Annotated in this window: 29 protein-coding genes and 2 pseudogenes; 15 read left to right on the top strand and 16 right to left on the bottom strand. The window is 64.8% G+C overall.

The features are described from left to right. Nucleotides 1-427 precede the first annotated feature (427 nt). A complete protein-coding gene (gene uvrB / locus AC0J5K_RS12685) occupies nt 428-2,623 on the top strand; it encodes an excinuclease ABC subunit UvrB (protein ID WP_274563248.1) in 2,196 nt (731 codons plus the stop codon). Nucleotides 2,624-2,652: 29 nt separating this feature from the next. Here the strand turns inward: uvrB and AC0J5K_RS12690 are convergent, their stop codons facing one another. Next, on the bottom strand, nt 2,653-2,940 hold the full coding sequence (locus tag AC0J5K_RS12690) for a hypothetical protein (protein ID WP_074836457.1): 288 nt from the start codon (nt 2,938-2,940) through the stop codon (nt 2,653-2,655). 173 nt (nt 2,941-3,113) lie between these two features. Here AC0J5K_RS12690 and AC0J5K_RS12695 point away from each other — a divergent pair, with 173 nt between their 5' ends. From AC0J5K_RS12695 to AC0J5K_RS12705, 3 genes are all read left to right on the top strand, one after another. After that, a complete protein-coding gene (locus AC0J5K_RS12695; protein WP_048532604.1) occupies nt 3,114-3,299 on the top strand; it encodes a PLDc N-terminal domain-containing protein in 186 nt (61 codons plus the stop codon). Between the two features lie 119 nt (nt 3,300-3,418). Beyond that, nucleotides 3,419-3,799, top strand: coding sequence for a VOC family protein (locus tag AC0J5K_RS12700; RefSeq protein WP_074836417.1), 381 nt, complete (start codon nt 3,419-3,421; stop codon nt 3,797-3,799). Between the two features lie 64 nt (nt 3,800-3,863). After that, nucleotides 3,864-4,697 (top strand): 2OG-Fe(II) oxygenase, encoded by an 834-nt coding sequence (locus AC0J5K_RS12705; protein WP_074836416.1) that lies wholly within the window; start codon nt 3,864-3,866, stop codon nt 4,695-4,697. Between the two features lie 30 nt (nt 4,698-4,727). Here the strand turns inward: AC0J5K_RS12705 and AC0J5K_RS12710 are convergent, their stop codons facing one another. Beyond that, a complete protein-coding gene (locus AC0J5K_RS12710; RefSeq protein WP_048532608.1) occupies nt 4,728-5,003 on the bottom strand; it encodes a DUF5665 domain-containing protein in 276 nt (91 codons plus the stop codon). A 144-nt stretch (nt 5,004-5,147) separates the two neighbouring features. Here AC0J5K_RS12710 and AC0J5K_RS12715 point away from each other — a divergent pair, with 144 nt between their 5' ends. Further along, nucleotides 5,148-5,528: a YbaN family protein gene (locus tag AC0J5K_RS12715; protein WP_048532609.1), complete on the top strand. Its 381-nt coding sequence runs from the start codon at nt 5,148-5,150 to the stop codon at nt 5,526-5,528. Between the two features lie 20 nt (nt 5,529-5,548). Here AC0J5K_RS12715 and AC0J5K_RS12720 read toward each other — a convergent pair whose 3' ends face one another. Together AC0J5K_RS12720 and AC0J5K_RS12725 are read right to left on the bottom strand one after the other, a co-directional pair. Then, the gene (locus AC0J5K_RS12720) at nt 5,549-5,869 is read right to left on the bottom strand and encodes an antibiotic biosynthesis monooxygenase family protein (protein WP_048532611.1); all 321 of its coding nucleotides are present in this window, start codon (nt 5,867-5,869) and stop codon (nt 5,549-5,551) included. Nucleotides 5,870-5,937: 68 nt separating this feature from the next. Beyond that, entirely contained in the window at nt 5,938-6,780 is an 843-nt protein-coding gene (locus tag AC0J5K_RS12725; protein ID WP_274563257.1) for a DUF6206 family protein, read from the bottom strand. 137 nt (nt 6,781-6,917) lie between these two features. On the opposite strand from AC0J5K_RS12725, the gene AC0J5K_RS12730 reads away from it, so the two are divergent. Beyond that, nucleotides 6,918-7,580, top strand: a complete 663-nt coding sequence (locus AC0J5K_RS12730) for a hypothetical protein (RefSeq protein WP_274563259.1) — start codon at nt 6,918-6,920, stop codon at nt 7,578-7,580. A 73-nt stretch (nt 7,581-7,653) separates the two neighbouring features. After that, entirely contained in the window at nt 7,654-9,114 is a 1,461-nt protein-coding gene (locus tag AC0J5K_RS12735; protein ID WP_274563261.1) for a hypothetical protein, read from the top strand. A gap of 31 nt (nt 9,115-9,145) precedes the next feature. On the opposite strand, the gene AC0J5K_RS12740 is transcribed toward AC0J5K_RS12735, so the two are convergent. From AC0J5K_RS12740 to AC0J5K_RS12760, 5 genes and pseudogenes are all read right to left on the bottom strand, one after another. Further along, nucleotides 9,146-9,748: a hypothetical protein gene (locus tag AC0J5K_RS12740; RefSeq protein WP_420398599.1), complete on the bottom strand. Its 603-nt coding sequence runs from the start codon at nt 9,746-9,748 to the stop codon at nt 9,146-9,148. Nucleotides 9,749-9,834: 86 nt separating this feature from the next. After that, the gene (locus AC0J5K_RS12745) at nt 9,835-11,061 is read right to left on the bottom strand and encodes an IS110 family RNA-guided transposase (RefSeq protein ID WP_274565301.1); all 1,227 of its coding nucleotides are present in this window, start codon (nt 11,059-11,061) and stop codon (nt 9,835-9,837) included. A 249-nt stretch (nt 11,062-11,310) separates the two neighbouring features. Further along, nucleotides 11,311-13,020: pseudogene (locus AC0J5K_RS12750) on the bottom strand (glycosyl hydrolase family 28-related protein); the annotation flags it as partial. Between the two features lie 148 nt (nt 13,021-13,168). After that, on the bottom strand, nt 13,169-13,585 hold the full coding sequence (locus AC0J5K_RS12755; RefSeq protein ID WP_074836404.1) for a DUF4864 domain-containing protein: 417 nt from the start codon (nt 13,583-13,585) through the stop codon (nt 13,169-13,171). 81 nt (nt 13,586-13,666) lie between these two features. Further along, complete coding sequence (locus AC0J5K_RS12760; protein ID WP_074836402.1) at nt 13,667-15,310, bottom strand: lysine--tRNA ligase; 1,644 nt, start codon at nt 15,308-15,310, stop codon at nt 13,667-13,669. A gap of 107 nt (nt 15,311-15,417) precedes the next feature. On the opposite strand from AC0J5K_RS12760, the gene AC0J5K_RS12765 reads away from it, so the two are divergent. Beyond that, nucleotides 15,418-15,843 (top strand): tellurite resistance TerB family protein, encoded by a 426-nt coding sequence (locus AC0J5K_RS12765; RefSeq protein ID WP_048532619.1) that lies wholly within the window; start codon nt 15,418-15,420, stop codon nt 15,841-15,843. A 6-nt stretch (nt 15,844-15,849) separates the two neighbouring features. Here the strand turns inward: AC0J5K_RS12765 and dacB are convergent, their stop codons facing one another. The 3 genes from dacB to AC0J5K_RS12780 form a co-directional block, all read right to left on the bottom strand. Continuing rightward, nucleotides 15,850-17,352, bottom strand: a complete 1,503-nt coding sequence (gene dacB / locus AC0J5K_RS12770) for a D-alanyl-D-alanine carboxypeptidase/D-alanyl-D-alanine endopeptidase (protein ID WP_274565955.1) — start codon at nt 17,350-17,352, stop codon at nt 15,850-15,852. 151 nt (nt 17,353-17,503) lie between these two features. After that, a complete protein-coding gene (locus tag AC0J5K_RS12775) occupies nt 17,504-18,115 on the bottom strand; it encodes a nicotinate-nucleotide adenylyltransferase (protein WP_274565956.1) in 612 nt (203 codons plus the stop codon). Between the two features lie 54 nt (nt 18,116-18,169). After that, entirely contained in the window at nt 18,170-18,631 is a 462-nt protein-coding gene (locus tag AC0J5K_RS12780) for an MOSC domain-containing protein (protein WP_473009715.1), read from the bottom strand. A gap of 148 nt (nt 18,632-18,779) precedes the next feature. On the opposite strand from AC0J5K_RS12780, the gene ettA reads away from it, so the two are divergent. Continuing rightward, the gene (gene ettA, locus AC0J5K_RS12785) at nt 18,780-20,435 is read left to right on the top strand and encodes an energy-dependent translational throttle protein EttA (protein ID WP_048532622.1); all 1,656 of its coding nucleotides are present in this window, start codon (nt 18,780-18,782) and stop codon (nt 20,433-20,435) included. A 150-nt stretch (nt 20,436-20,585) separates the two neighbouring features. On the opposite strand, the pseudogene AC0J5K_RS12790 reads toward ettA, so the two are convergent. Continuing rightward, a pseudogene (locus tag AC0J5K_RS12790) lies at nt 20,586-21,066 on the bottom strand (REP-associated tyrosine transposase). A 43-nt stretch (nt 21,067-21,109) separates the two neighbouring features. Continuing rightward, nucleotides 21,110-21,493, bottom strand: coding sequence for an acyl-CoA thioester hydrolase YciA (gene yciA, locus AC0J5K_RS12795; protein WP_048532624.1), 384 nt, complete (start codon nt 21,491-21,493; stop codon nt 21,110-21,112). Nucleotides 21,494-21,679: 186 nt separating this feature from the next. Between yciA and AC0J5K_RS12800 the strand changes: the two genes are divergently transcribed. Then, nucleotides 21,680-21,835: a DUF3309 family protein gene (locus AC0J5K_RS12800; RefSeq protein WP_048532625.1), complete on the top strand. Its 156-nt coding sequence runs from the start codon at nt 21,680-21,682 to the stop codon at nt 21,833-21,835. Between the two features lie 103 nt (nt 21,836-21,938). Beyond that, the gene (locus tag AC0J5K_RS12805; protein ID WP_244526474.1) at nt 21,939-22,496 is read left to right on the top strand and encodes a ribosome modulation factor; all 558 of its coding nucleotides are present in this window, start codon (nt 21,939-21,941) and stop codon (nt 22,494-22,496) included. Nucleotides 22,497-22,499: 3 nt separating this feature from the next. On the opposite strand, the gene AC0J5K_RS12810 is transcribed toward AC0J5K_RS12805, so the two are convergent. Both AC0J5K_RS12810 and AC0J5K_RS12815 read right to left on the bottom strand, forming a co-directional pair. Continuing rightward, nucleotides 22,500-22,982 carry a DUF2938 domain-containing protein gene (locus tag AC0J5K_RS12810; protein ID WP_274565958.1) on the bottom strand — a complete coding sequence of 161 codons (483 nt, stop codon included), beginning with the start codon at nt 22,980-22,982 and terminating at the stop codon, nt 22,500-22,502. Between the two features lie 75 nt (nt 22,983-23,057). Further along, nucleotides 23,058-23,480, bottom strand: a complete 423-nt coding sequence (locus AC0J5K_RS12815; RefSeq protein WP_274565959.1) for a thioredoxin family protein — start codon at nt 23,478-23,480, stop codon at nt 23,058-23,060. A 162-nt stretch (nt 23,481-23,642) separates the two neighbouring features. On the opposite strand from AC0J5K_RS12815, the gene AC0J5K_RS12820 reads away from it, so the two are divergent. The 4 genes from AC0J5K_RS12820 (at nt 23,643) to AC0J5K_RS12835 (ending at nt 26,280) form a co-directional block, all read left to right on the top strand. Beyond that, complete coding sequence (locus tag AC0J5K_RS12820; protein ID WP_074836394.1) at nt 23,643-23,846, top strand: hypothetical protein; 204 nt, start codon at nt 23,643-23,645, stop codon at nt 23,844-23,846. 118 nt (nt 23,847-23,964) lie between these two features. After that, nucleotides 23,965-24,525 (top strand): L,D-transpeptidase, encoded by a 561-nt coding sequence (locus tag AC0J5K_RS12825; protein WP_074836392.1) that lies wholly within the window; start codon nt 23,965-23,967, stop codon nt 24,523-24,525. A 66-nt stretch (nt 24,526-24,591) separates the two neighbouring features. Then, on the top strand, nt 24,592-25,755 hold the full coding sequence (locus AC0J5K_RS12830; protein ID WP_274565960.1) for a geranylgeranyl reductase family protein: 1,164 nt from the start codon (nt 24,592-24,594) through the stop codon (nt 25,753-25,755). 318 nt (nt 25,756-26,073) lie between these two features. Continuing rightward, the gene (locus tag AC0J5K_RS12835; protein ID WP_048532637.1) at nt 26,074-26,280 is read left to right on the top strand and encodes a cold-shock protein; all 207 of its coding nucleotides are present in this window, start codon (nt 26,074-26,076) and stop codon (nt 26,278-26,280) included. Nucleotides 26,281-26,300: the final 20 nt, after the last annotated feature.

Genomic DNA, 26,300 nt, shown 5'->3' on the forward strand with positions numbered 1-26,300 from the left:
TTGGCGGCCAAGCACAGCTTGGCTGTCGTTCGTGTCGCGGGGAGCGAGGGGTGGGTAGGTGCAACACATTCGACAGCCAAGCCTGCTGCTTGCCATTTCAGGGTACAATCGCCGAAACGGGCTTGGCAACGATTTTTGCCGGCGCAAAATTCATCACGCCGACACAGGACTGTGCAGTGTCTCCGTAAACCCATGGAATCGCTAAGACAACTCAGGCCGACCGCTGACAACAAATTTCGTTAGACTAAAAATCCGAGCAATATCAAACTGCTTTGACGTGATTTCGTGTATCCGGTCGGACGAGAATCGGCCGCAGAACTCCGCCGCTCTCGTCTAACAATTTCCGGCCGCTCCGCCAACAGCGCGCGGTGCAGGTCTTGCATTGGCCGGGCAAGGTCGCACATTTAGCGGGCAAGGAGCCTTAGCCATGTACAACAACTCGCCCGAAGCGATGCCGATCCTCAGCGCGCCGGCCCCCGACGTCAAGACGCGCGACAAGCTCGAAGGCGGCAAGACCTTCGTGATGAACACCGAATTCGATCCGGCCGGCGACCAGCCCACCGCCATTGTCGAGTTGAGCCAGGGGCTGCGCGACGGCGACCGGGATCAGGTGCTGCTGGGCGCGACCGGCACCGGCAAGACCTTTACCATGGCCAAGGTCATCGAAGAGACCCAGCGCCCGGCGATCATCCTGGCCCCCAACAAGACGCTGGCGGCCCAGCTTTATGGCGAGTTCAAGGGGTTCTTCCCCGACAATGCGGTCGAATATTTCGTCAGCTATTACGATTACTACCAGCCCGAGGCCTATGTCGCCCGGTCCGACACCTATATCGAGAAGGAAAGCCAGATCAACGAACAGATCGACCGGATGCGCCACTCGGCCACGCGGGCGCTTCTGGAACGCGACGACGTGATCATCGTCGCCTCGGTGAGCTGCATCTACGGCATTGGTTCGGTCGAGACCTATGGCGCCATGACCCAGGATCTCAAGGCTGGGCACGACTACAATCAACGCGAGATCATGGCCGACCTGGTGGCGCAGCAATATCGCCGCAACGACGCCGGGTTTGCGCGAGGCTCCTTTCGGGTGCGCGGCGATGTGCTCGAGGTCTGGCCGGCGCACCTCGACACCCGAGCCTGGCGGCTGTCATTCTTTGGCGAGGAACTGGAGGCGATCACCGAATTCGATCCCCTGACCGGCGAAAAGACCGATACGTTCGACCAGATCCGCATCTACGCCAACAGCCACTACGTCACCCCGCGCCCGACGATGCAGCAGGCGATCATCGGCATCAAGAAAGAGCTGCGGATGCGGCTCGATCAGCTGGTCGGCGAAGGCAAGCTGCTCGAGGCACAGCGGCTGGAGCAGCGCACCAACTTCGATCTGGAAATGCTGGAAGCCACCGGCGTCTGCAACGGCATCGAGAACTACTCGCGCTATCTGACCGGCCGCGCGCCGGGCGAGCCGCCCCCCACCCTGTTTGAATTCATCCCGGACAACGCGATTGTGTTTGCCGATGAAAGCCACGTCAGCGTGCCGCAGATCGGCGGCATGTACCGGGGCGACTATCGGCGCAAGTTCACGCTCGCCGAACACGGCTTCCGCCTGCCGTCCTGCATGGACAACCGGCCGCTGAAGTTCGAGGAATGGGATGCGATGCGGCCGCAGTCGGTCTTTGTCAGCGCGACCCCCGCCGCCTGGGAGCTGGAGCAGACCGGCGGCGTCTTTACCGAACAGGTGATCCGCCCCACCGGCCTGCTTGATCCGCAGGTCGAGATCCGGCCGGTCGAGATGCAGGTCGACGACCTGCTCGACGAGGTGCGCAAGGTCACGGCGGACGGCTTCCGCACGCTCTGCACCACGCTGACCAAGCGCATGGCCGAGGATCTGACGGAATACATGCATGAACAGGGCATCAAGGTGCGCTACATGCATTCCGACATCGACACGCTGGAACGCATCGAGATCCTGCGCGACCTGCGGCTCGGCGCCTTCGACGTGCTGATCGGCATCAACCTGCTGCGCGAGGGGCTCGACATTCCGGAATGCGGGCTGGTCGCCATTCTGGACGCCGACAAGGAGGGCTTTCTGCGCTCGGAAACCTCGCTGATCCAGACCATCGGCCGCGCCGCGCGCAACGCCGAAGGCCGGGTGATCATGTATGCCGACCGGATCACTGGCTCGATGGAGCGGGCGCTGACCGAGACCGACCGCCGTCGTGCCAAGCAGATCGCCTACAACGAGGAACACGGCATAACGCCCGAGACGGTGAAAAAGAACGTCGAGGACGTGCTGCAAGGGCTCTACAAAGGCGATGTCGACATGAACCGGGTGACCGCGACCATCGACCAGGGGCTGGCCGGCTCCAACCTTCAGGCGGTGCTCGACGGGCTCAGGACCGACATGCGCAAGGCGGCCGAAAACCTGGAGTTCGAAGAGGCGGCGCGGCTGCGCGACGAGATCAAGCGGCTCGAAGCGGTCGACCTCGCGGTCCACGACGACCCTCTGGCGCGCCAGCAGGCGGTCGAGAAAGCGTCAGAGGCGGCGGTCAAGTTGAAGGGGCGCAGCACCGCCGGTCGCCCCGGGCAACGCGGCGGCAATGTGCAACGGCGCAAGCGGTAGGCCGGGCGGGGCGGGCGACACCGCCTGCCCTATGGCCGCCACTCCGCAACCACGTCAAAGCCCTGCGGCACCGGCATCTCTTCGAGGAACTCGGCGAAATTCGCCCAGATCGCCTTGACTCGTTCCGCGTTGGACTCCGAGGTCGCCTTGTCGGTCACGGTCGCCACGATATAGCCGCTGCCGTCCTCGTTCATCGCGCTCATGAAATGCTGCATGCCGGGCAGGCCAAGGATCTCTGCCTTCAACTCGTTCATCTTGGCCGTAGCCGCCTCGCGGGATCCGGGTTTCATCTTGTATGGCGTGATACGTGCGTACATCTCTCCCCCCATGTCCGGGCCGTTCTGGCCCAAGGCATCATTATACCACATTTCGCGCACGACGGCTGTTACCTCGGTCACACCGCCGGCCCAACTCCTGCGGGAACAATTTCGAACTGGCCGACGTTACCTGCCCGTACCGACCGAGACAGCAACAACCCCGGAGACATCCCATGGAATATGGAATTTTTGGTCTCATCATCCTGATTGCAGACCTCTACGCCATTTACAAAACCCTCACGTCCGCCGCGTCGACCGGCGCCAAGGTGGTCTGGACGCTGGTCATCCTGATCCTGCCGGTGCTGGGCTTCCTCGCCTGGCTGCTGTTCGGCCCCAAGGGCCGCGCCGCGCACGTCTGAACGGCTGACCACTGATCGCACACGGGGCCGGTTTCGGCCCCGTTCCGCTTTGCAACCCCCGGTGCCGCGCCTATGGTGAGCCAGACCAGCAGCCGCAACAGCACAGGGGCCCCGCCGCCATGCTCACCGCCTTTGATCACGTCAACATCCGCACCGCCAATCTCGACGAGATGATCGCCTGGTATGGCGAGATCCTCGGCCTGCATCCCGGCAAACGTCCGCCCTTTTCCTTTCCCGGCGCCTGGCTCTACCTCGGCGACCGGGCCGTGGTCCATCTCGTCGGCAAGACGGCACCGCCCGACCCTGGCGATGATCTCGGCCTCGAGCATTTCGCCTTTCGGGCGCAGGGCATGGACCGCTTCACCAGGTTGCTGACCGAGCGGGGCATTGCCCACAGCATCGACCCGGTGCCCGGCATCCCGGTCACCCAGATCAACCTGCATGACCCGGACGGCAATCACATCCATATCGATTTCGATACCTCTGCCGAAACCCCGTAAACCGATCCTTAATTCTGCCCAAATCCCCTGTTAGTCGGACCAGCAAGTTTGCGAGGATATTTTCATGGCTGTCATTTCGATCGATCCAGACACATTGTCCATTGATGCCAAGGCGGCGCAGGCCGCGGGCAAAGCGGCGTCAGAGAGCTATCGCACCCGCAAACCCTATCCGCATGGCAGCTTTACCGATTTTCTGCCCGAAGAGGTGCTGGACCGGGTGATCGCCGAGCTCAAGACCCTGCCCGAGGCCGAAGACAGCTTCAATCGCCCGCAGGAAAAGCTCAAGACCTCTTACCTGCCCGAGCGTCTGCCGCCCTATACGCGACAGCTGTTCTACGCCCTCAACTCCCGCCCCTTCGTGCGCTATCTCGAAGAGTTGACCGGCATCAACGGCCTGATCCCAGACCCCTATTTCTCGGGCGGCGGGGTGCATGTGGTGGCCAACGGCGGGCATCTCGATATCCATGCCGACTTCAATCACAATTCCAAGCTCAATCTGGAACGGCGGCTGAATATCCTGATCTATCTGAACAAGGACTGGAAAGCCGAATACGGCGGCTCCTTCGAAATCTGGAACGAGGACATGAGCCGGAAAGTCGAAAGCTATGTGCCGGAATACAACCGGATGTGTTGTTTCAATACCGGGTCCGACACCTGGCACGGCAATCCCGAAACGGTCAATCACCCGCGCGGAGAGCCGCGCATGTCGCTGGCGCTGTATTACTACACCGCCACCTGGGACCACACAAAACGCAGCCATACCACGCTGTTCCGCCCCCGCCCCGGCACCCATGACCAGGCCGACCGCGAGGTGCGCCGGCTCGAACTGTTGCAGGACATGCTGCCGCCGATCCTGTTCCGCAGGGTGATCGGCCCCTTGCGGCGGCTGGGGTTCTAAACGCAGCCCGCTCCGCCGCGACGGCCGGCGTCAGTTGCCGTCGCCGACCTCTTGCACGATATCGATGACCTGCCGCGCCCATTCGCCGATGATCGGGATGAACTCGATCTGGCTCAGCGTCCAGATCAGCACCGACAACAGCAATGTCGCGCCAACGACGGTGCCGAGCCCCATCATCAGCCCCCGCGCCAGAGAATGCCAGAGCATGGTCCAGAACTTGTCATGAATGCGAAAGAAACGGTGGCCGTTGAGCTTTTCAACTTCCCGGCGCAAGGCTCTGATTTCACTGACGAGATCATCTGACATGTGGCGCAAGCTAGCCCGCCGACCGGGCTTTCGCCAGTGCCACGCCGTATTTTTTCCGCGTCACGCGGCCGAACACGGGCCAAAATCCTGCGCGGCGCATCATTCCTGCGGGCAATTCGCGACCGCCGTGCTAGCTTGCGCCGCATGAAGATTGCCCTTTTGCTTCGTCTGTTCTGGATCGCGCTCGGATGCCTGGCCATCGCGCTTGGCGTGTTGGGGATTTTCCTGCCGCTGCTGCCGACCACCGTGTTCCTGCTGCTCGCGGCCTTCTGCTTTGCCCGTTCGTCGCCCCGGCTGCACGCCTGGCTGGTCGAACATCCCACGCTCGGCCCGCCGATCCTCAACTGGCGCGATTACCGCGCGATTTCGCAGCGCGCCAAGGTGCTGGCCGTCTCGACCATGGGGGTGGTGCTCCTGGCCGGGCTGGTCCTCGGCCTCAGCGCCTGGCTGGTGACATTGCAGGCCGTGGTGCTCGCCGGTGCCGCGCTTTTCATCGTCACCCGGCCGACGCCGCCGATCGGCTGAGCCAACGTGAGGAGCGACCCTCAGCCGAAGGTTGCCGCAACGTCGTACATCACCGGCTCGAAGCTGCGGCAGAGGTCGTGGATCTGGCGGTTGCGCTGGCGCATCTCGTCAGAGCGCAGCATGGCAAGGAAATCCTCGCGGTTCTGCCATTGCGAGTAATTGGCAATCCGGGTCTGAGCGTCGTTCACATGCAGGCCGGCGGCGACAAAGCCGGGCTGCTTCGAGATGAAATTCTCGTAGGCGTCCTGCAACGCATCGAGCAGATCCTGACAGGTGCCGGGGGTCATCTCGAAGGTGGTGATCACGGTCTGAAGCTTGGCGTCGGCTTTGATCTCGGGCATGGGAACTCCTCCTCTGGTTCCACCCTGCCACGCGGCTGCGGCCAGTCAAAGCCCCATTGACGCCGAATTCAGACGTTGGGTTCGCCCTGCAACCCCAATACCTTGCGCATTCCGGTCCAATAGCCCGGCAGCCGTGGCGGCCGTTGCAGATGCGGCAGCGCCTCGTCGGCCCAGCGCGGCATTTCGCGGATCATGAAATCCCGGCCCCAGGCGAGAAAGGCCTCGCCATGCTCGGGGCGCAGGCGGCAGGCCGAACCGACCAGGCCGACCAGCGTTTCGGGCGGCGAATACCATTCGTCCTGAATGCCGGTGACGCGGCCGCGCAGCAGAGGCCCCACCCTGCGCATCAGCGCGCTTTCCGAAAAGATCAGCAGCATGCGACCCATCTCGGGGCGGGAATAATGGATCAGCGGCGGAAAAGTGTCGAAGAAGCTGGCCTGGCCCCCGGCAACCGCGAAATTGCGGATCGAGGGGTGAAAACCGATGCGGGTCTCGAACTGGTCGGCATTGTTCCAGAACCGGGCAATGACCTGCCCCGCCGCCTCCATCAACTCGAGCGCCGCATCGCGCGGCGCGGCCTGCATCTGCGGCCGCATCATGCTCTCGGCGGGCAGCGCCTCCTGCACGATCACCGGCACCTCGAGATTTCCCTCGGGCAGCAGGTGAAACTCGGTTTGCGGCACCGGCACGCCGGTCTTGTGCAGCGCGGCGACATAATCGGCGTGGCATGTGGCCAGCCGCGCCATCAGCGCCCGGTCGGTCGATCCGCGATAGACCTTTATCACCCGGTCGGAAAAGGGCCCCTGCGTGGGCCGGAACGGCGCGCAGAAATAGCCCAGTTTCGAGATCGGCTGTCCGCGCGACGCGCTGTCGTCGCGGATCAGCCGGGCCAGTTCGGTCAAATCGGTCATGTGTCACCCTGCCATGTGCCCCCGCGTGATAACGCAGCCACCGCCCCTTGGCCAGCAGCGGCAGGGCGGCATTAACCGCATGTTTACCATGCCCCTGCACTCTGGTCGGCGGGGAGCGTGACGCGCGAGGATCATCGATGTTTCGCCTGGCCGCCATTTTCACGATGCTGGCCGGCATGGCCACGGCGGGGGCCTGGCCACGGGACAAGGGCAGCTGGTTTCTGGCCACTTCGACCGAGATCAGCGGCTTTGAGGTCGCGCGCCGGCCGGGCGAGCTGTCGATCTTCAACAATCTCTATATGGAATACGGGCTGACCCGTTCGCTCACCCTCGGGCTCGATATCGGCCATAGCGTCGGCTCCGATCCCGATTACCGGGTCTTTGTCCGGGCGCCGGTGCTCAGCCGCCAGGGCACCTATCTGTCGCTCGAGGCCAGTCTCGGGCGGGTCGACGATCTGAATTACAGCGCCATCGGCTTCGGTTACGGCCGCGGGTTCACGCTCGGGCCGAATTCCGGCTGGTTCGGCCTCGACACCCGGCTGGTTCGGGCCGAGGGGCCCGGCGCCGAACATCTGCGCCAGAGCAAGCTGGATGTCACCGCAGGGCTGACCTTTGCCGACGGCCTTCAGGCCATGGCGCAGGTCTTTCACACCCAGGTCAGCGACACGCCCTACACCAGCCTTGCCCCCAGCATCGTCATCCCGGTCGGCCGGCGGGCCAAGATCCAGGGCGGGCTGGTGTTCGATCTTCGGACCCCGGCCCTGCCCGGCGTGAAAATCGGCCTCTGGCGCGAGTTCTGACCGATCACACTGGGAATTGCCATGTGGCGCCAATTGGTTAGACTGGCACGACCTGCCAGAATGGATACGCCTCATGCCCCAGTCCTGCTGTCTGCGCTCGCTCGTCCCGCTCATTGCGGCCCTTGGCCTCTGGCTCACCCTTGTCGGCCCGGCCGCGGCCTTGCAGCTCCGGCTGGTCAACGCCGACCCCGAAGGCTGCAACGCCCGCGCCACCGGCCCGATCGAGCCGGGCGACAGCGCGCGGATCGCGCGGCTCCTGCCGGGCGGCTCGGAAGGCGCCCAATATTTCGACGCCGCGCCCCGACTCTGTTTCAACAGCGCCGGCGGCGATTTTATCGAAGCGGTCGAGATCGCCGAATACCTGCGCCACACCGGCATTTCCAGCCATGTAGCCGAGGGCGAAAGCTGTCTCGGCCCCTGTGCGCTGGCCTTTCTCGGCGGCACCCGCGCCAGTTTCGAAGGCGGGGTGGTGCGTGCCCTCGACCGCTCGATCCATGCGGCGGCCAGGCTGGGCTTTCGAGCGCCGGGGCTGGAACTGCCCGACGACGACTTGACCGAAGACGCCGTGCAACAGGCGTTTCAACAGGCACAGCAGGCCACGGCAGCGATTTTCGGCAGCCTCAACATCCTCAGCATCAGCCGCGATTTCGCGCTTGCCGTGTTTTCCGTGCCGGGCGACTACCTGCATGTCGACACCGTGGCGCGCAGCATCGATGCCGGCATCCGCGTCGAGGGCCTGCGCCCCCTGCCCGACCAGATGAGCCAGGACCAGCTGCGCGAGATCTGCGAACGGATCGGCCCCGAGATGCGCCCCGACCACTTTGACCGCCCCGAAAGCACCCGGGTGTTCCAGGCCACCGCCGGCATGATGCTTGCCCCCGCCGCCACCGGCGCGCGGCGCGGCGCCTGGCTGACCGGCTATCGGGCCGAGGGAGAGCTCTACTGGACGGTCTGCGAGGTGCGCTGGTTTCAACCGCGCTCCGGCACCGGCGGCGTTTCGGCCCGGGTGTTGCAACAGGCGGCCTGGAACGGCCAGAGCGAGGCGCCCAACGACGCCCCGCCCACCGCCGCCGAGATCGAACGGCTGACCGAACAGGCCACCGGCCCCTTCACCTTCTTCGAACCGATCGTGATCTTTCCCGGCGCCTCCAAGCTGACCGATCTGGCCGGCGACGGAGAAGAGCTTCCGCCCGCCGCCGCCAATGCGCTCTGCGCCCCGGCCGCCGAGCGTTATCAGGTGGTCAACGTCAACGAATTCGCCACTCTGCGCACCGAACCGAACTTCAGCGCCGAGATCGTCGCCGAGGCGCCCAAGGGCAGTTTCGTGGCCCCGGTCAGCCGGGACGACGCCGCCTATCTCATCACCTCCGAGAGCTGCCGCGCGGCCTGCGATCACGCAACCCGCGACGGGCTCAGCGCCACCGATTTCCAGGCCGCCGCCGACTGCCGCAATTCCAACGACGTCTGGTGGCGCATGGTGATGCCCGATGGCGCCGCCGGCTGGATGTCGGCGCGCTACCTCAGCGTGCGGTAGCGCGGCCACCACGGTCCGGGGCGCGGCGGCGTCAGACGTCCATCCGCATGGTCACGCTGACCTTGCCGCGCACGGCGGTCTGCCAGAACAGATCGATCCGGTCATTGGCCGCGCCCTGCCGCACCTTGGTATAGGGCATGCCCCATTGCGCCACATTGGCGCTGTTCTCGATCTTGTCGGTGGCGACCACCGACACCACCCCCCGCGCCTCGCCACCAAAGGCCAGCACACTCGCGCCCGAGATCTGCCAGGTCGCGGCGGCCGAGGATTGGGTATGCGAAACGGTGACCGGATTCTCGGTGGTCTTGAAGACGTTGTTGAAGGTGTTGTCGGTGAAATAGACGTTCTTCATGTTGCCGTAGTTCATGTCGGCATGGGTGGTGTCCACCTTCTCGGCCTGCTGGATCACCGCGCCGACGCCGCGAAACAGGTTACCGGTCACGTTGATGCCATTGAAGAAATGGCCGGTGCCATACGGCTTGACGACGATCCAGGCAAAGGAAGGCAGCACCTCGCCGCAGAGAAAGACGTTGTTGGTGATCGACAGCCCGGCAAAACCGAACCCGCCGGCGAAATCCGGCGCCACCTCGCGCTCGTTGGTCCATTCGATACAGATGAGATTGAACAGCCCCATTTTTCGATTTTGTGCTATTCTTGAGGCGCGGGTGACCACGTGGCGAAGGACGGGACGTGAGGTTCAAGTCCCGTCACGCAGCCTTGTCATAGTCGTTCCTCGGGTGTGGCGCCCGCACCCTTCCGCGGCTTCTTCTTTCGCCAGCCCTCCATCATGCGGCGATAGGCGATTTCTGACAGTTCGGCGCCTGCGCGGTCGGCACGCCGGCGATGTGGCAGATTGTAGTCTGCCGTGGCGCCCTTTTTTCCGCGTTCAGAAGGCATCCCGGCAGCGAGTTCCATGGACCGGCGCTTGCGCGCCATGAGAGCCGGGCTCGCCCAGGTATAGTCCTCACGTTTGGTCAGCAGGTGCCAGATGAGGACCGCCAGTTTGCGCGCGACGGCCACAGCGGCAATGTGATTGCCGCGGCGGGCGCGGACGCGCTCGTAGAAGGCGCGCAGAGGGCCGGGCGAACGGACGGTCTGCCAGGCAGCCTCGACCAGCAGGAAGCGCGCGTGAGAGCGCCCGCGCTTGGTGATACGGCCATGACGGGCAGGTCCATCCCCGGACTGAAAGACGCTGGGATTGAGACCGATATAGGCCACAAGCGCGTCGGGTGAGCCAAACCGATCAATCCGGCCGATGGCCGCCATCACGCCGACTGCCACGATCATGTCGATGCCCGGGATCGTCATCAACCGTTGGACGTTTTCGTCCGCCAGCGCCGCCTGGGCGATGTCTTTTTCAATGTCTTTCAGCGCGATTGTGAGTCGGTCGTGCTCGGCGATATGGCGCTCCACTGCGGAGCGCTCATCGTCTGGCAACACTTGCGCGCGCAGCCAAGCGCGCCCCTTGCCGCCGAAGATATCGGCATGGGGGCACCGCGGGACAAGATGCGCATGCAAGATTGAGTGAACGAAGCCCTTCAGCCGGACACGCTGTTTCACGAGCTGGCTGCGGCGCGCCACCTGCCGGCGCCGCGCCAGCGTCGCCTCGTCCGGGATCCACACTTCGGGTAGAAAACCCGCGGCGTAGAGTTTTGCCAGAACGCCCGCATCAATCTTGTCTGTCTTGGTCTTGGCCTTCGCGATCAGATGCACCTGCAGCGGGTTGGCTACCGCAACCCGTGCCACATGCGGCGACAGAAGGTCGACCACCGCTACCGTATTGCCGGTCGATTCCAGCACGACGTGGTCCGCGGCCTCCAATTCTGCCGCGAAGGCCCTAAGTTTGTCGCGTGTCATCTCTACTCGGCCCAGATGGGTCAGCGCGGTACCTTCCAGCGCCACCACTTCGGCAAAGTCCCGATGAATGTCCATTCCTATGATCCGCATACTCCCTCCACTTCAAAAGCATTCACGTCGTGGGAGCAGGCGGGCACGCGGCAACTACAGATCCGTGCTCTCGGCACATCCGGGCAAGCCGCAGGGGCGACCAGATAAAGCTTCGGGCTCGCAGCCCATGTCTCAAGCTCGGTCTGCCCGCACTTTCGTGCTCCCGGCGCCCCAAATCCCGGATGGTGCTACCCTATCTCCGATCTGCACAGACTGGCAGGGTTTCGAAGCGCCGATTCTATCATGCCGGATAAAGCAATTGTCGACGTAATTGCCCACCACCGTCGTGTTGCACGAGCGCAATGCCAGCACCAGCCCCGCCATGCGTACGCCATTGGGCTGACCGTCGCCCTGAAAGAAGTGATTGCCCTGCACCACCGCGTTCGAGCCGGAGAGGATGCAGAAATGCCGGAACTGGCTGGCGCGGTTGTTGCGCAGCTTGACGTCATTGGCATTGGTATTGATCGCGATCGAAATCCGGTTCTGCGCCGGTTCGCTGCCCTCGGACGACAGGAACTGGCAGCGGTCCACCAGCATCCCCTGGCAGCCATAGCCGATCGAGGTGATACCGCGTTGCCTGGGTCGGGTAAAAAAACAATCGCGCACCTGGAACACCGTGCCGGTCTTGGCCAGCATGATGCCCGAGGCCTTGTTGTTGCACTGGAACTCGATGTCAGAGAAGGAAAAGCTGGTGAGCTTTTCGAAGCCGCTGAAGTCGATCATGTACTTGAAGCGGGTGAAGGTGAATGTCTGGGTGCCGGTGGCCGCCCCCATCGGCTGCGACAGGGTGATCTCGCCGGCCGAGACGTTCTTGGAACGTACATAGGTCTCGCGCGCGACCCCGGTGCCGGTGATCAGCGCGCCGACCGGAATATTTGCGACATTGGTCACATTGGTCAGCCGGTCGTCATCACTGGCCGAATAGGTCGCTTGACTGGTAAACACCTCCGGCTCCCAGACCGCATCGCCAGTGGCGTAGAACTGGCCATTGGCGATATGGCGGCGCTGGGCATAGGTGTCCTTGTTGTTCACCGCGGCCTGCATGTCGATCGGCTCGGAAATCGAAATCCGCCGCCCCCCCATGTCGAGACTTTCGTGATCGGCGTTGTTGAGCAGCGACTGAAACGCCTTCTTGAAGCCCAGCTCCTCATTGCCGAAGGCGTCGATGTAGGTGCCGAGGTCGAAATCCTTGGTCAGCGACAGCACCGCGCTCTCGGGCATGGTGACCGTGCCCTCGAAGCGGATGCGCGAATTGATCGTGACGTCGTTGTTCAGCCGATAGCTGCCGGCGGAGACCAGGATCTCGCGCCCGTCCGCCGCATCGTCGGCCGCCTCGAAGGCGGCGCTGTCATCGGTGTTGCCGTCGCCGATGGCACCGAAATCGCGCACATCCACCATGGCCAGCTGCTTGCCGTGAAAGACCGAGGTGACATCCTCGATCACCAGATCGTCGATCCGCACCAGCCCGCCGTTCGGCCCGGTCAGGTCAAGCCCGAGATGCGCAAAGACCGGTGCCGTCCCCCAGATCATGTCGACGCCGGTGCGGTTGCCCGGCCCGAGGATGGCCGAAACCTCGGTGATCTCGCCGTAATTGGTCAGCGTCACCGCCGGCCCGCTCACAATCACCCCGCTCACCTGGCTGCCGTTCGACAGCGCCGGATATCCCGCGATGCGCACATTCGGCAGGTTGCCCGAGATCGCCTTGACCCGCGCCGTGACCCGCAGGTAGCAGCCCGGCAGCATCGGCGTCTGCCCCATATAGCGCAGCTTTTGCGTCGAATCGGATTTCTGGATCTCGAGACAGCCGCCGAAATCCTGATCCGACGGCACAAAGGCGGCATTGGCGGCGCTGGCATAGGTGTCATCGCCCGGCCGGCCGTTCTCGCTCGACCAGACGTCAAGCCCGGCGGAGAAGGCCGTCGGCATGAAGACCACGCCCTCGGTAATCGCTTTGTTCATGATGGTCCCTTTCCCACATCGCGCCCAGGTCGCGCATGTCACACGTCAGGGCAGGCAGGCCGCCCGCCGATGGGAAAGAGAGGTATCAACTGCGGCTTAACGACGGCTGAGAGCACCGTGCGCCGCCGGCGCAACGGCCCCCGCGTGGTCAGACCGCGATATCGGGCGCATCGAGGATCTGCACGCCGCCGATCTTCCAGCCGCTCTCGCCGGGCACCATCCGGTAGCCGAGGTAGTGCCGCTGTCCGGCCTGATCGATGATTTCGACCCTCTGCCAGAGCGCGCCGCCGATCTCGGCGAGTTCGAGGTAGGTCACCTCGCCCGGCATCCAGACCATCGGATAACCGCGCCGCACCATCAGGCCAAAGACTTCGGGCGAGCCGAACATGCCCTTGATCGTCGGGCTGGCGTAGGAAAAGGCGCGGTCGATGTCCTGCGCCTCGAAAGCCTCGAGTTGGCCGCCAATCACGGCCTCGATCTCGGGATTTCTGGGCTGTGGTTCCTGCGCTTGCGCAGGTCCGAAGGCCAGAACGAAAGCCAGAACGGCAAGACAGTGACGCAGCATGACGGGCACCTTTCGCGGGGTTGATCCACAAAAGATAGTCCGAAACGCCTGCGCTTCAAACTGCGCCGGCCCCGAGAGGGCTCAGCCCAGCTCGCCCTTGAGGCCCTTGTCGATCAGCGCGACGGTTTCTTCGACGCCATAGAGCGCGACAAAGCCGCCGAACCGCGGCCCCTGCGAGGCACCCAGAAGCACCTCGTAGATCGCCTTGAACCAGTCGCGCAGAGGCTCGAATTCATGCACCTTGCCAACCGCAAAGACGATCGATTGCAGGAACTCCTCGTCGGTGAAATCCGCCTCCGGCAGCGGCTCGTCCTTGCCGACGATGGCGTTCTTGCGGGCAATCAGATCGCGGGCGTAATCGCCGTCCTGCAACGCTTTCGCCAGGTCCTCCAGCGCCGCCCGTTCCTGATCGGTGGGCGCGCGGAACACCTTGGCGGGCTTCACGAAATCCTGGAAATACCGCACCGCGTGACCGGCCGCCTGATCCATGCCGGGATGGGTCTCGGCGGTGGCATCGGGGGCGTATTTGCGGATGAAGCCCCAGAGCGTTTCCTTGTCCTCGGCACTCGATGCGCTGGCCAGGTTCAAGAGCATCGAGAACGAAACCACCATATCCGAGGCCGGCACCGCGCCGCCGTGAATGTGATAGACCGGATTGTTCAGCCGCTGCGCCGCATCCTGCATGGCATAGGCGCGCAGCTGCTGGTGATACTCGTCCACCGCCTTGGGGATCACGTCGAAATACAGCCGCTTGGCGGTCTTCGGCTTGAGATACATGAAATAGCTCAAGCTCTCGGTCGAGGCATAGGTCAGCCACTCGTCGATCGAGATCCCGTTGCCCGAAGATTTCGAGATCTTCTGCCCCTGATCGTCGAGGAACAGCTCATAGGTAAAATGCTCGGGCGGGCGCTGGCCGAGAATGCGGCAGATGCCGTCATAGATCGGTGTGTTGGTCGAATGGTCCTTGCCATACATCTCGAAATCGACACCCAGCGCCGCCCAGCGCGCGCCGAAATCGGGCTTCCACTGCAATTTCACATTGCCGCCGGTGACCGGAAGGGTCCACTCGCGCCCGTCCTCGTCGTCAAAGGTGATCTCACCCTTGGCCGCATCCACGTGTTTCATCGGCACATAGAGCACGCGGCCAGTCTCGGGATGGATCGGCAGGAAAATCGAATAGGTCTGCCGCCGCTCTTCGCGCAGGCTCTTCAGCATCACCTTCATCACGTCGTCATAGCGTTCGCAGGCGCGCAGCAGAACCTCGTCGAACTGGCCGGAGCGGTAGAACTCGGTGGCCGAATAGAACTCGTACTCGAAGCCGAAGGTATCGAGAAACCGGCGCAGCATGGCGTTGTTGTGATCGCCGAAACTATCATGCGTGCCAAAGGGATCGGGCACCGAGGTCAGCGGCTTTTGCAGATGCTCGGCCAGCGCCTCCTGGCTGGGCACGTTGCCGGGCACCTTGCGCATGCCGTCGAGATCGTCGGAAAAACAGATCAGCCGCGTCGGAATGTCGGAAATCACCTCGAAGGCGCGGCGGATCATCGTCGTCCGCAGCACCTCGCCAAAGGTGCCGATATGCGGCAGACCCGAGGGGCCATAGCCGGTCTCGAACAGCACATAGCCCTTTTCCGGCGGCGCCTTTTCATAGCGTTTGAGCACGCGGCGCGCTTCTTCAAAAGGCCAGGCTTTCGAGGTCATGGCGGCATCGCGCAGGTCAGACATAGTTCAGGCATCTCCGGTAGGGCCGCGCGCCCCATGCGCACAGGCCGCCTCTCCCTATTGCGGGTGGCGCGCGGGGTCAATATTCTGCACTGCAACAGGAGGCCCCAATGTCGGAAGAAATCACCCATTCGCTCAGCGCCCAGGACTGTCTTGTCGGCCTGATGATCGCCATCTCGGCCTCGGATGAGAACATCCACACTGCCCAGCTCGTCAAGATCGAGACCGCGGTCAACAATCTGCCGGTCTTTGCCGATTACGACGTCGACCGGATGAATGTCGTGGCCCGCACGGTATTCGACCTGTTCGAACAGGAAGACGGACTCGACGCGCTGTTCGGCCTGATCCGGGAAAACTTGCCGGAACGGCTGTTCGAGACCGCTTATGCGCTGTCCTGCGACGTGGCCGCGGCCGACGGCATGCTGCACGAGGCCGAGCTGCGCCTGCTGGAAGAAATTCGTTACGAATTGAACATCGACCGGCTGCACGCCGCGGCCATCGAACGCGGCGCGCGGGCGCGGCACATGACACTCTGAGCCCGCCTAGCTGTTGACGAAAGCCTGGCCCCAGCGCTGCAACAGCCTTTGTTGCAGCTTTCTCGATCGGGCGATCCAGGCGCGTCCACCTTCCGGCCGCTCGCGCTGCGCCATGGTCAGCGCGTCGCGCCGTTCGGTATCGGCAGTAAAGATCGCAAAGGCCAGCTCGCTGCCGTCAATCGCCGTGGAATAGCCGGCCAGCGCCGAGACAAAGTTCAGCGTGCCGGTCTTGGCATCCACCTCCACCGGGTGATCGTCGATGATCTGGCGCTTCTCGTTGCGCAGGGGGATCGGCTTCAGAAGCGACCGCAGCGGCCCGGCAGTGCGCGCCGCGCGCAGCGTCAGCACCATGTCGGCCGCCGTCATCCGGCTTTGCCCGCCCAACCCGGAATGATCAACCAGGCTGACATCGGGGCTTACGCCATATTCGTCGCGCAGCCACTGCGTCATCGCCTGCGCCGAGGCCACCAGGCCATCGGCCTCCACGCCCAGCGCCTTGGTGGCGGCAAGCCCCACGACCTCGGCGGTGAGGTTGGTGGAATACTCCAGCATGTCACGCAGGATCTCGGTGAGCGGCGCACTTGTCACCTCGGCCAGCGCGGCGCCCTCGGGCGCATCCCGCGTCACCTTCGGCGCCTTCAGAACGATGCCGTGGCTGCGCGCGAGGATCTGGAACACCTCACCGGCGTAGATCTCGGGCTTGCGCACCGGCAACCAGCGTGCGCCCTCCTTGCCCAGCGCCCCGCGGGCGACCGTCCAGGTATCAATGCCATCCTCGTCGACGTAGGTATAGACCGGCGTGCTGCGATCTTCGACACTCATCCGGGCGACCGCAACATCGGGCCTGTGGCGACCGCTGCGGGCATCCATGCTCACTTCGTAGCCATCGCCTGCCCGCACCCATTGAAAATACACGCGGTTGAAATTCAGGTTCAGCCCGGAAATCGCCGGGCTATAGGCCACATGCGCCGGCTGTTCGACATCGATCCTGTCTGCAAACGGCAGATAGCCGCCCCAGACCAGGAAATCACCGGTCACTTCGCGGATACCGGCCGCCTTGAGCGCCGCCGCCAAATCAGCCAGTTCGTCGGTGCCCAGTGTCGGATCGCCGCCCCCCGCAAGGATCAGATCGCCGGACAGCACGCCGTCGGAAACCGTGCCATTTGAATGGATGGTGGTGGCAAACCTGTGCTCCTCGCCCAGCGCGTCGAGCGCGTAAAGCGCGGTCACCGCTTTGGCCACGCTGGCCGGCGGCAGGCCCACATCAGCCTGGCCCTCTTCCTGCATCTGCCCGGTGCCGACATCCATCACCGCATATCCCACCTGGCCCGAAACCTTGGCCTCGCGGACCAGCTGTTCGGCGCTGGGAAAGGTCTTGACGATCGGCTTGGTGCTGCCCGGCCGGGCCACCGGCCGCAATGACCGGCTGGGTGGCGATGCCTGCGCGGCGGTGGCGACAAATCCGAGCGCCGCGCCAAGAAACATGCGTCTGGAAAATGCTTTCGTCATGCGATGATTTAACCTCAGCCCTGAATGACAGACAAGCGCGCGTTGGCGACCGATGCCGGCATTATGACGGTCCGCTCGCAGATTGCCGACACATCGTCGTGAACCGGGCAACCGCACCCCGCTTGGCCGTGCCTCTGCCCGGCTCCGGCCGTCACCGCTTCGCGTCGTTGCGCCATTGGCCCGTGGCGCGGATCGCGCTGGAGCTTTCGTCGCGCATCGGAACATTGACGAAACACCACGCCGGGGCCTCGGCTTCGGCCAGCCTGCGCGACTCCCGGCCACGGATACGGGCGCCGGCATAGACCCGCGCGGCCTTGGAGTTGCGCGCCCGGATGCGGTCTCCCGGCCGGGCAAGAATGCCGATCGGCACGGTCTCGACGATTCGCTGCCAATCCTGCCATTGCGGCAGTTGCACGAGGTTGTCGGCCCCCATCAGCCATACGAATTTCACACCTCGGTAATCCCGTCTCAGCGCGTCCAACGTTTCGGCGGTATATCTGGTTCCCGCCCGTGCCTCGTAATCGCTGACCTCCACCTTGGGATGCTGCATGATCCACCGCGCGGCGGCCATGCGCTCGTCCAGCGGCGCCGGCCCATGCGCCTTGAGCGGATTGCCGGGGCTGAGCAGCCACCACACGCGATCCAGCCCGAACCGCCGGAGCGCCTCGCGGGTGATATGCACATGGCCTTGGTGCGGCGGATCGAAGGACCCGCCCAGCAATCCGATGGTCTGGCCGCGCCGCAGGGCCGGAAAAGGGGTCACCACGTCAGTCCTCTGGTCAAAACGCGCTCATGTCAGGGAAGTGGCACAGGTTTGTCAATCGATTGGCCGCAGCGCATCGCCCAGGGAGACCGGTCCGGGCTGCAAGACCCGGGCCGTCATGCCGCCATGTCCGCGCACCGCCGCATAACCGCCGGGGCCGAAGGCCGCCTCCATCCGGCTGCATGGCGCACAGGGACCGGTGAATTCGAGCAGCGCCCCGCCCAGCGCCACCGCCCGCCCCCGCAGCCCGGCGAGGTTGATACCCGAGACCACGAGATTGCGCCGCAGCGCCTCCGCCGGCGCCGCGTCGCGGCCGAGGAACGCCCCGATCACCGCCAGATGCTCGGCCTGGACCAGCGTGACCGCCCGTTTGCCGGCCCGCCCGTGATCGCCGGCGAGCCCGGCTTCGGTCACTTCGACGGTCTCCAGCGCCCGCATCGCGCCGCGCCGCTCCGGCCGGACGCCGATCCACTCGACCCGCCCGGGCCGCGCATATCGCGCGATCAGTTCCGCCATCCGCTCCATCTCGCCCTCCATTGCCCGCCGCACCCTGGGCCGGCCGATGCGAGGCCCGGCCCTGCGCGCGGCCCGATTTCGCCAATGCCAATTGCACCTCGCCCCGTGCCCCGTTATCTAGCCCTGCAAGCAAACCAAGGGGCGAGCAATGGCGGCTTATCAGTACGTGTACCACATGGACGGCGTGTCCAAGACCTATCCGGGCGGCAAGAAATGCTTCGAGAACATCCGTCTCAGCTTTCTTCCCGGGGTCAAGATCGGTGTGGTCGGCGTCAACGGCGCCGGTAAATCCACCCTGCTCAAGATCATGGCCGGGCTCGACAAGGATTTCACCGGCGAGGCCTGGGCCGCCGAGGGCGCCAAGGTGGGATATCTGCCGCAGGAGCCCGAGCTCGACCCGTCGCTCGACGTGCGCGGCAACGTGATGCTGGGCGTGGCGGGGAAAAAGGCCATCCTCGACAAGTACAACGAGCTGGCGATGAACTACTCGGACGAGACCGCCGACGAGATGGCCGCGCTGCAAGACCAGATCGACAGCGAGAACCTCTGGGATCTCGACAGCCAGATCGACGTCGCCATGGAGGCGCTGCGCTGCCCGCCGGACGATGCCGACGTGACCACGCTGTCGGGTGGTGAGAAACGCCGCGTCGCGCTCTGCAAGCTGCTGCTGGAAGCGCCCGAGATGCTGCTGCTCGACGAACCGACCAACCACCTGGACGCGGAAACCATCGCCTGGCTGCAACAGCACCTGATCGACTACAAGGGCACGATCCTGATCGTCACCCACGACCGTTATTTCCTTGACGACATCACCGGCTGGATCCTCGAGCTCGACCGTGGCCGCGGCATCCCCTACGAGGGCAATTACTCGGCCTGGCTGGAGCAGAAGGCCAAGCGCCTGGCCCAGGAGGCCCGCGAGGACAAGGCCAAGCAGAAAACGCTCGAGCGCGAGCTGGAATGGATGCGTCAGGGCGCCAAGGCGCGGCAGGCCAAGTCCAAGGCGCGGATTCAGGCGTATGAAGAGATGGCGGGCCAGTCCGAGCGCGAAAAGATCACCCGCGCCCAGATCGTCATCCCCAACGGCCCGCGCCTCGGCGGCAAGGTGATCGAGGTCGAGGGGCTGAAAAAAGCCATGGGCGACAAGCTCCTGATCGAAGACCTCACCTTTTCGCTGCCGCCCGGCGGCATCGTCGGGGTGATCGGCCCCAACGGCGCCGGCAAATCGACGCTGTTCAAGATGCTGACCGGCGCGGAAACGCCCGACGTGGGGGAAATCACCTATGGCGACACCGTCGATCTGTCTTACGTCGATCAGTCACGCGACGATCTGAAGGCGGACGACACCGTCTGGGAGGCGATCACCGGCGGCGCCGAGATCATTCAGCTGGGCGATGCCCAGGTGAACTCCCGCGCTTATTGCTCCTCGTTCAACTTCAAGGGCGGCGACCAGCAGAAGAAGGTGGGCCTGCTCTCGGGCGGGGAACGCAACCGCGTGCACATGGCGCGGCTTCTGAAAGAAGGCGGCAACGTGCTGCTGCTCGACGAACCGACCAACGATCTCGACGTCGAGACGCTGCGGGCGCTGGAAGACGCGCTGGTGGATTTCGCCGGCTGCGCGGTGGTGATTTCGCACGACCGTTTCTTCCTCGACCGGATCTGCACCCATATCCTGGCCTTCGAGGGCGAGGCGCATGTGGAATGGTTCCAGGGCAACTTCGAGGACTACGAAGAAGACAAGAAACGCCGGCTGGGCGCCGATGCGCTGGAACCGAAACGTCTGAAACACAAGAAGTTTTCGCGGTAAAAATAGAAACGTCTTTGTGGAAACGCAGGGCGCCCCCGTTTCTGTTGCGACCACTTTTCCTTGACGGGCGCGTGTCGGAACCGCGTAGGGTGCGCATTTATTGCGCACCGCTTCGGCCAACCAAACACCGGTGCGCAGTGAATGCGCACCCTACGTGACGTCGTGACCCATCCGGCGCGCGCGATGCACCGACGAAAACGGCCAATCCAGCGGATCGGTCACCCACCCGTGCTTGACCGGGTTCATATGACAATAACCGACCGCCGCCGCGCAATCCCGTGGCCCGCGAAGGTGATGCTCCCAGAACCGCCGGCCAGATGCCCCGTTCCCGCCGGGCCCTGTGGCTGCTCCGACGAGACCCGAGCGGCACCGCTCGTGAAAACCGCGCCTTGATCAGGCTCCACCGGGTTGAGAAATCGCAATCCCCTGCTGGCAATGTCCAGACCGCATGCAGGTGATCCGGCAACACCACCCACGCGTCGATCCGGAATGGGCGGTCTTCCCGCGTCCTGCGCACAGCCTCGCGCAGCACCGTGATGTGGTCGGTCAGGATCGTCCCCCTCCGCTCTGCCACCGCCACGGTAAAGAATACGGTCGCGCCGGAAATCTTCGGTCGGATGTAATTCGGCATCCGCCAAGCCTGGCCCCGACCGGGTTAATGGAGGGTGAACACCCTACGGTACTTCACGCGGCCGTCCCTCGCCATCGATCGCCACGAAGGTAAAGATCGCCTCCGTCACCTTCTCGCGCCCGCCGATGCGTTCGCGGCGGACCCAGGCCTCGACGTCGATCGCCATCGAGCTCCGACCGACCCGGGTGATCTGGCAATAGACGCAGAGCACGTCGCCCACCTTGACCGGCCGGATGAATTTCATCGCGTCCACCGCAATGGTCGCCACCCTACCCTGGGCCTTTTCGCCGGCGACGATGCCCGCCGCGATGTCCATCTGGCTCAACACCCAGCCACCGAAGATGTCGCCCGACACATTGGTATCCGCCGGCATCGCCAGCGTTCGCAGGGTCAGCTCGCCGTCCGGCCCCTCTGTCGTCTCTGTCATGTCGTCCTGCCCCTGCTGGCTGCTTTGTCGGCCAAGGCTACACCACGCCGCCGCCCCTGCCCAGCACCGGCGCGCCGGCCCCCGGTCTGCCGGCGGAACCAAAGGCCGGAACCGCGCGTTCGCCTCAGACCGGGACGGGACGCAAAGCCCCCGCCCCCTTGACCCGCCACCCCGGAGACCCGCGCCATGCTCTATACCATTCTCGTCATCCTCCTGATCCTTGCCCTGATCGGCGCGCTGCCGCGCTGGGGCCATTCCCGCAGCTGGGGCTACGGCCCCTCGGGCATCCTCGGCGTCGTGCTGGTGGTGCTGATCGTGCTGCTCTTGATGGGCCAGGTCTGAGGCCTGTCATCCTTCCGAAAGGCCGAGGCCGCCCCGGGCGGCCTCTCCCGCCCCTTTACCCCGAAGCCCTCTGCGCCTAGGCTGACCCACAGGGAGCCCGACCATGAGGACACCATATCGCATGTTCGACAATGATTACCCCCTGCTCAGCACCGCCAGTCTGACAGCGCTCATCCTGCACGCCGCCGCCAAGGGCCCGGTGACCCTCGACAGCTGTTCCGACCGGCTCGACGCGCTGTTTCGCCAGGCCGGCAAACCGCCCGGCCTGCCCGAGGACGAACGAAGGGTCAAACTCGCCCGCCAGCTCGACCACCTGCGCATCGCGCGCATTCTCGAGGCCGGAGAAGACGGCGCCCTGCACCTGACGGATCGCGGCCGGCAGGCGTTCGAGGATTACCCCGACGGGCTCGACCAGACCGTGCTGGTGAAATACCGCGAGTTCGCCGAGCACCTGCAAAAGACGGCGCATCATTCCGCCGGCATGGACCCGCGGATGGGCTCTTATGACGAAGGCTACATTGCCCGGCAGGAGGGCATCTCGTTCCAGGCCAACCCCTATTCCGAGAACACCGTCGACCATCAATCCTGGGAAAACGGCTGGATGCAGGCGCAGGAACAGGACACCCGCGCCGCGCCGCTGCGGCCGGCCTCGGAGCGCTGAGCCTCAGGGCGCCGCCAGAAGCGCCACCGCATACATGCCGAGGCCAAAGACCGTATGGCCGATGAGGCCCATCAGCCGCACCTTCCAGGGGTTCGGCGTGCGGGCGGCGGCCCACCCAAGCCCCATGCCGGGCTGCAACAGGAACCAGCCGGCTCCGACGGTGACAATCGCGAAAATCCACAGCGGCAGGAAGCTCGGCGCATCCAGCCAGGCCGCGCCGGCGAGCAGCGCGAAGATCACGCCATAAGCGATCCCCACGAAATAATGCACACCCCAGCCCAGCGCCTCTTCGCGGCGCACCGGAGCAACCGCGCCGATATCGTCGTGAAAGACCTGCCCGGCCGGAAGCTGTGCCGCCCAGCGGCCGATCCGCCCCCAGGCCGGGCGCGGCTGTCCAAAGCCGCGGGCCAGAACCTCGGACCAGATGTCCATCGCCAACGTGCCGCCCAGCCCCATGACGATACCGGCCCAGATCAATTCACTCATCACTGTCACTCCTGCCTTGCGCGCCGCGACGCTCGCAGAAGCCGCCGCGACCTGCAAGAAAAAGCGACCGGCGGGTCAGCCGATCCAGCGCAGGATCTGCTCGGACTTCATCATGCCCGACTGGCGCGCCGCCTCGCGGCCCCGATGAAACCGGATCATCGTCGGAATGCCACGAATGTTGTAGGCCCCGGCCGCCTGCGCCTCGTCCTGGGTGTTCAGCTTGACCAGCCGCGCCCGGGTGCCGGCCTGGCCGGCCGCACGGTCGAACTCGGGGGCCATCATCTTGCAGGGCCCGCACCAGGGCGCCCAGAAATCCACGACCAGCGGCACCTCGTCATGGCGCGCCGCCTTTCGCAGGGTGGCCGGGTCGATCGCCACCGCCTTGCCCGGCATCAGCCGGGCACCGCAGGTGCCGCATTTCGGCCCGGCGTCAAGCCGCGCCTCGGGCACCTTGTTCACCTGTCCGCAGTCGAGGCATGTCAGTTTCCGTGCCGTCATATCACCAACCTGTCCTTGATTTCGTGCTTGCGCCTATCTGGGGGCGGCGCGCGCTGGCGGCAAGCCCCGGCCGGCCCGTGCCCGAAATTGCACAGAAGGTGCCGCATTGCCGCCCCAATTTCCGCGCCTACTTGGTCCGATCCAGAGGGACAGGAGACCGTTATGGCCAGTATCGCACTCATCTGCGGCAGTACGCTCGGGGCGTTGACCGGTCTGCTCGGCTGGCTGGTCTTCGGAATGAGCGCCACCATGGCGCTCGAGCTTTACCTCGCGCTCGGCCTGATCGTTCCCGCCGTCGCAACCCTCGCGGCCCGGCCTCGCCGGCAGAGCGAGGACGCTGCCGGCACCGACCCCGTCACCGCCTGAGAGCCAAACGTTGCCCCCGGCCCACGCCTGCCCGACGCCTGCCCGGAGTAACGGATTCCTGACTCCCGCTTGCCGGGGGCCTGCCATATGATTCTTTTGCTCATCGCTGGAGGGACATATGAGGATTTCACGCCGCGCCTTTTTCGGCACTGCCGCCGCTGCCCTGGCCCTGCCGTCGCTTGCCCGGGCCCAGGTCCGACTCGATCCGAAATTCGCACCGCAATATGTGCGCGTCCGGGCCGACATGGCGCCGGGCCAGATCGTGGTGTTGCAGAAATCGCGCTTTCTCTACTTCATCGAAGACCCCGGCCGAGCGCTGCGCTACGGCATCAGCGTTGGGCGCACCGGGCTGGAATTTTCGGGCACCGGCGTGATCCAGGCCAAGAAGGAATGGCCGACGTGGCGCCCCACCGACGCGATGATCGAACGCGAGCCGCAGACCTATGGCCGCTTCAAGGGCAACGATTACGTCCAGCCCGGCGGGCCGGGCAATCCGCTGGGCGCGCGGGCGATGTACCTGTTCCAGAACGGCGTGAACACCTTTGCCGCCATCCACGGCACCGACAATCTCGCCTCGATCGGCAAGGCGGCCTCGAACGGCTGTTTCCGCATGGCCAATGACCACGTGATGGATCTCTATCCGCGCATCCCCCTCGGCACCACGGTCACCGTGCTCTGATCCGGGGCGCCGCGTGGTTTCGTTTTGCCCCTTGACCATGGGCAGGCCAGCGGGGAAAGAGCGCGCATGTTGTTCGATGTTATCGTCATCGGCGCGGGCCCTGCCGGCGCCGCCGCCGCCCGCACCGCTGCCAGCGCCGGGCTGCGCACCGCCTTGGTCGACAAGGCGCGCTTTCCGCGTGACAAGCTCTGCGGCGGCGGTTTCACCGGCCGCGCGGCGCGGTACTATCGCGAAATTTTCGAGACCGATCTGCCCGAGACCTTTGACAGCAAATCTGCGGTAACCCTTTATGGTTTCGGCGAAAAGCTTGGCGTGATCGAAAATATCCCGCCGGTCTACCTGACCATGCGCCTGTCGCTCGACGCCCATCTGGTGGCGCTTGCCCTGGCCGCCGGCGCGGAGGATTTCACCGGCACGCGGATTGCCGAACTGGCGCCCGAGGCCGGCCGCGTGACGCTGGCCGATGGCACCCGGCTCGAGGCGCCGGTGGTGATCGGCGCCGATGGTGTCACCAGCGCCACCGCCCGCGCGCTTTTTGGCCGGCCGTTCGACCCGGCCCGCATCGGCTTTGCGCTCGAGGCCGAGGGCCCCGCCCTGCCCGCCGACGCCCCGCTGCGCATCGACATGGGGGCGGCGAACTGGGGTTACGGCTGGTCGTTCCCGAAAAGTGGCAGCCACACGGTGGGCGTGGGCGGCGTGCACAGCCGCAATCCCGATCTCAAGACGATCATGCGCGCCTATATGGCCGATCTGGACGTGCCGGCCGAAACCCGCGTCAAGGGCCAGTACCTGCCCTTCGGCAAGGCCCGCCGCGCACCCGGGCGCGACAACGTGCTGCTGGCCGGCGATGCCGCCTGGCTGGTCGATCCGGTCACCGGCGAAGGCATCGCCTATGCGATGAAATCCGGCCAGCTTGCCGCCCTCGCGGCGCGCGACGCGCTGGCCCGTCACGAGCCGGATGCGGCGCTGCGGCTCTACCGCCAGCGGCTGCGGCCGATTCTCACCGCCATGCGCCACGCCAACATGGTGCGCCTGCTGCTCTACTGGGGGCCGTTCAAGACCGGATTCGTCCGGGCGGTGCGCAAGTCCGGTCATCTGCGCCACGATTACATGCGGCTTCTGGGCGGCGAGATCGAATATCCCGATCTGATGCGCGCGCTGGTGCGGCGATTGCCCAACTATCTGATGCGCGCACTCGGCAGCGCGAAAGTTCAAGGCGATTCCCCTTGAAACCCTTGCGATCGCTCCGGAACTGAGCCGCCTCCGTCATCGTCTGCTCGGCCTCAGGCGGTCCGCCTCGGGCGCAGCACACCGGGGGTCGCGCCGGGGTTTCATCGCGCCATCGGCCGGCCCGCCTGCCCCGGCGTGACCTTGCCGACGCCCCGGCAGATTGCGAAGAATTCCCCTTGAAATGGCGCCCGCTTCCCCGCATATCTTTCTTGCGAAGTTATCTATCGACCGCTGCTCCTCTACGGCTCAGTCCTTCGATCTGCACTGACTAAGCCGACCTGCCGCAATTCCGCGGGCAGTAACACTAGGAGTAGACACATGGCCACTGGCACTGTGAAATGGTTCAACACCACCAAAGGCTTTGGTTTCATCGCACCCGACGGCGGCAGCAAAGACGTGTTCGTGCACATCTCGGCCGTTGAGCGCTCGGGCCTGACCGGCCTCGCCGACAACCAGAAAGTCACCTTCGACATCAAGCCGGGCCGTGACGGCCGCGAAGCCGCCGAGAACATCGCGCTGGCCTAAGGCTTCTGCCTCGAAGAAAT

The sequence above is a fragment of the Marinovum sp. E3 genome (genome assembly GCF_055755275.1).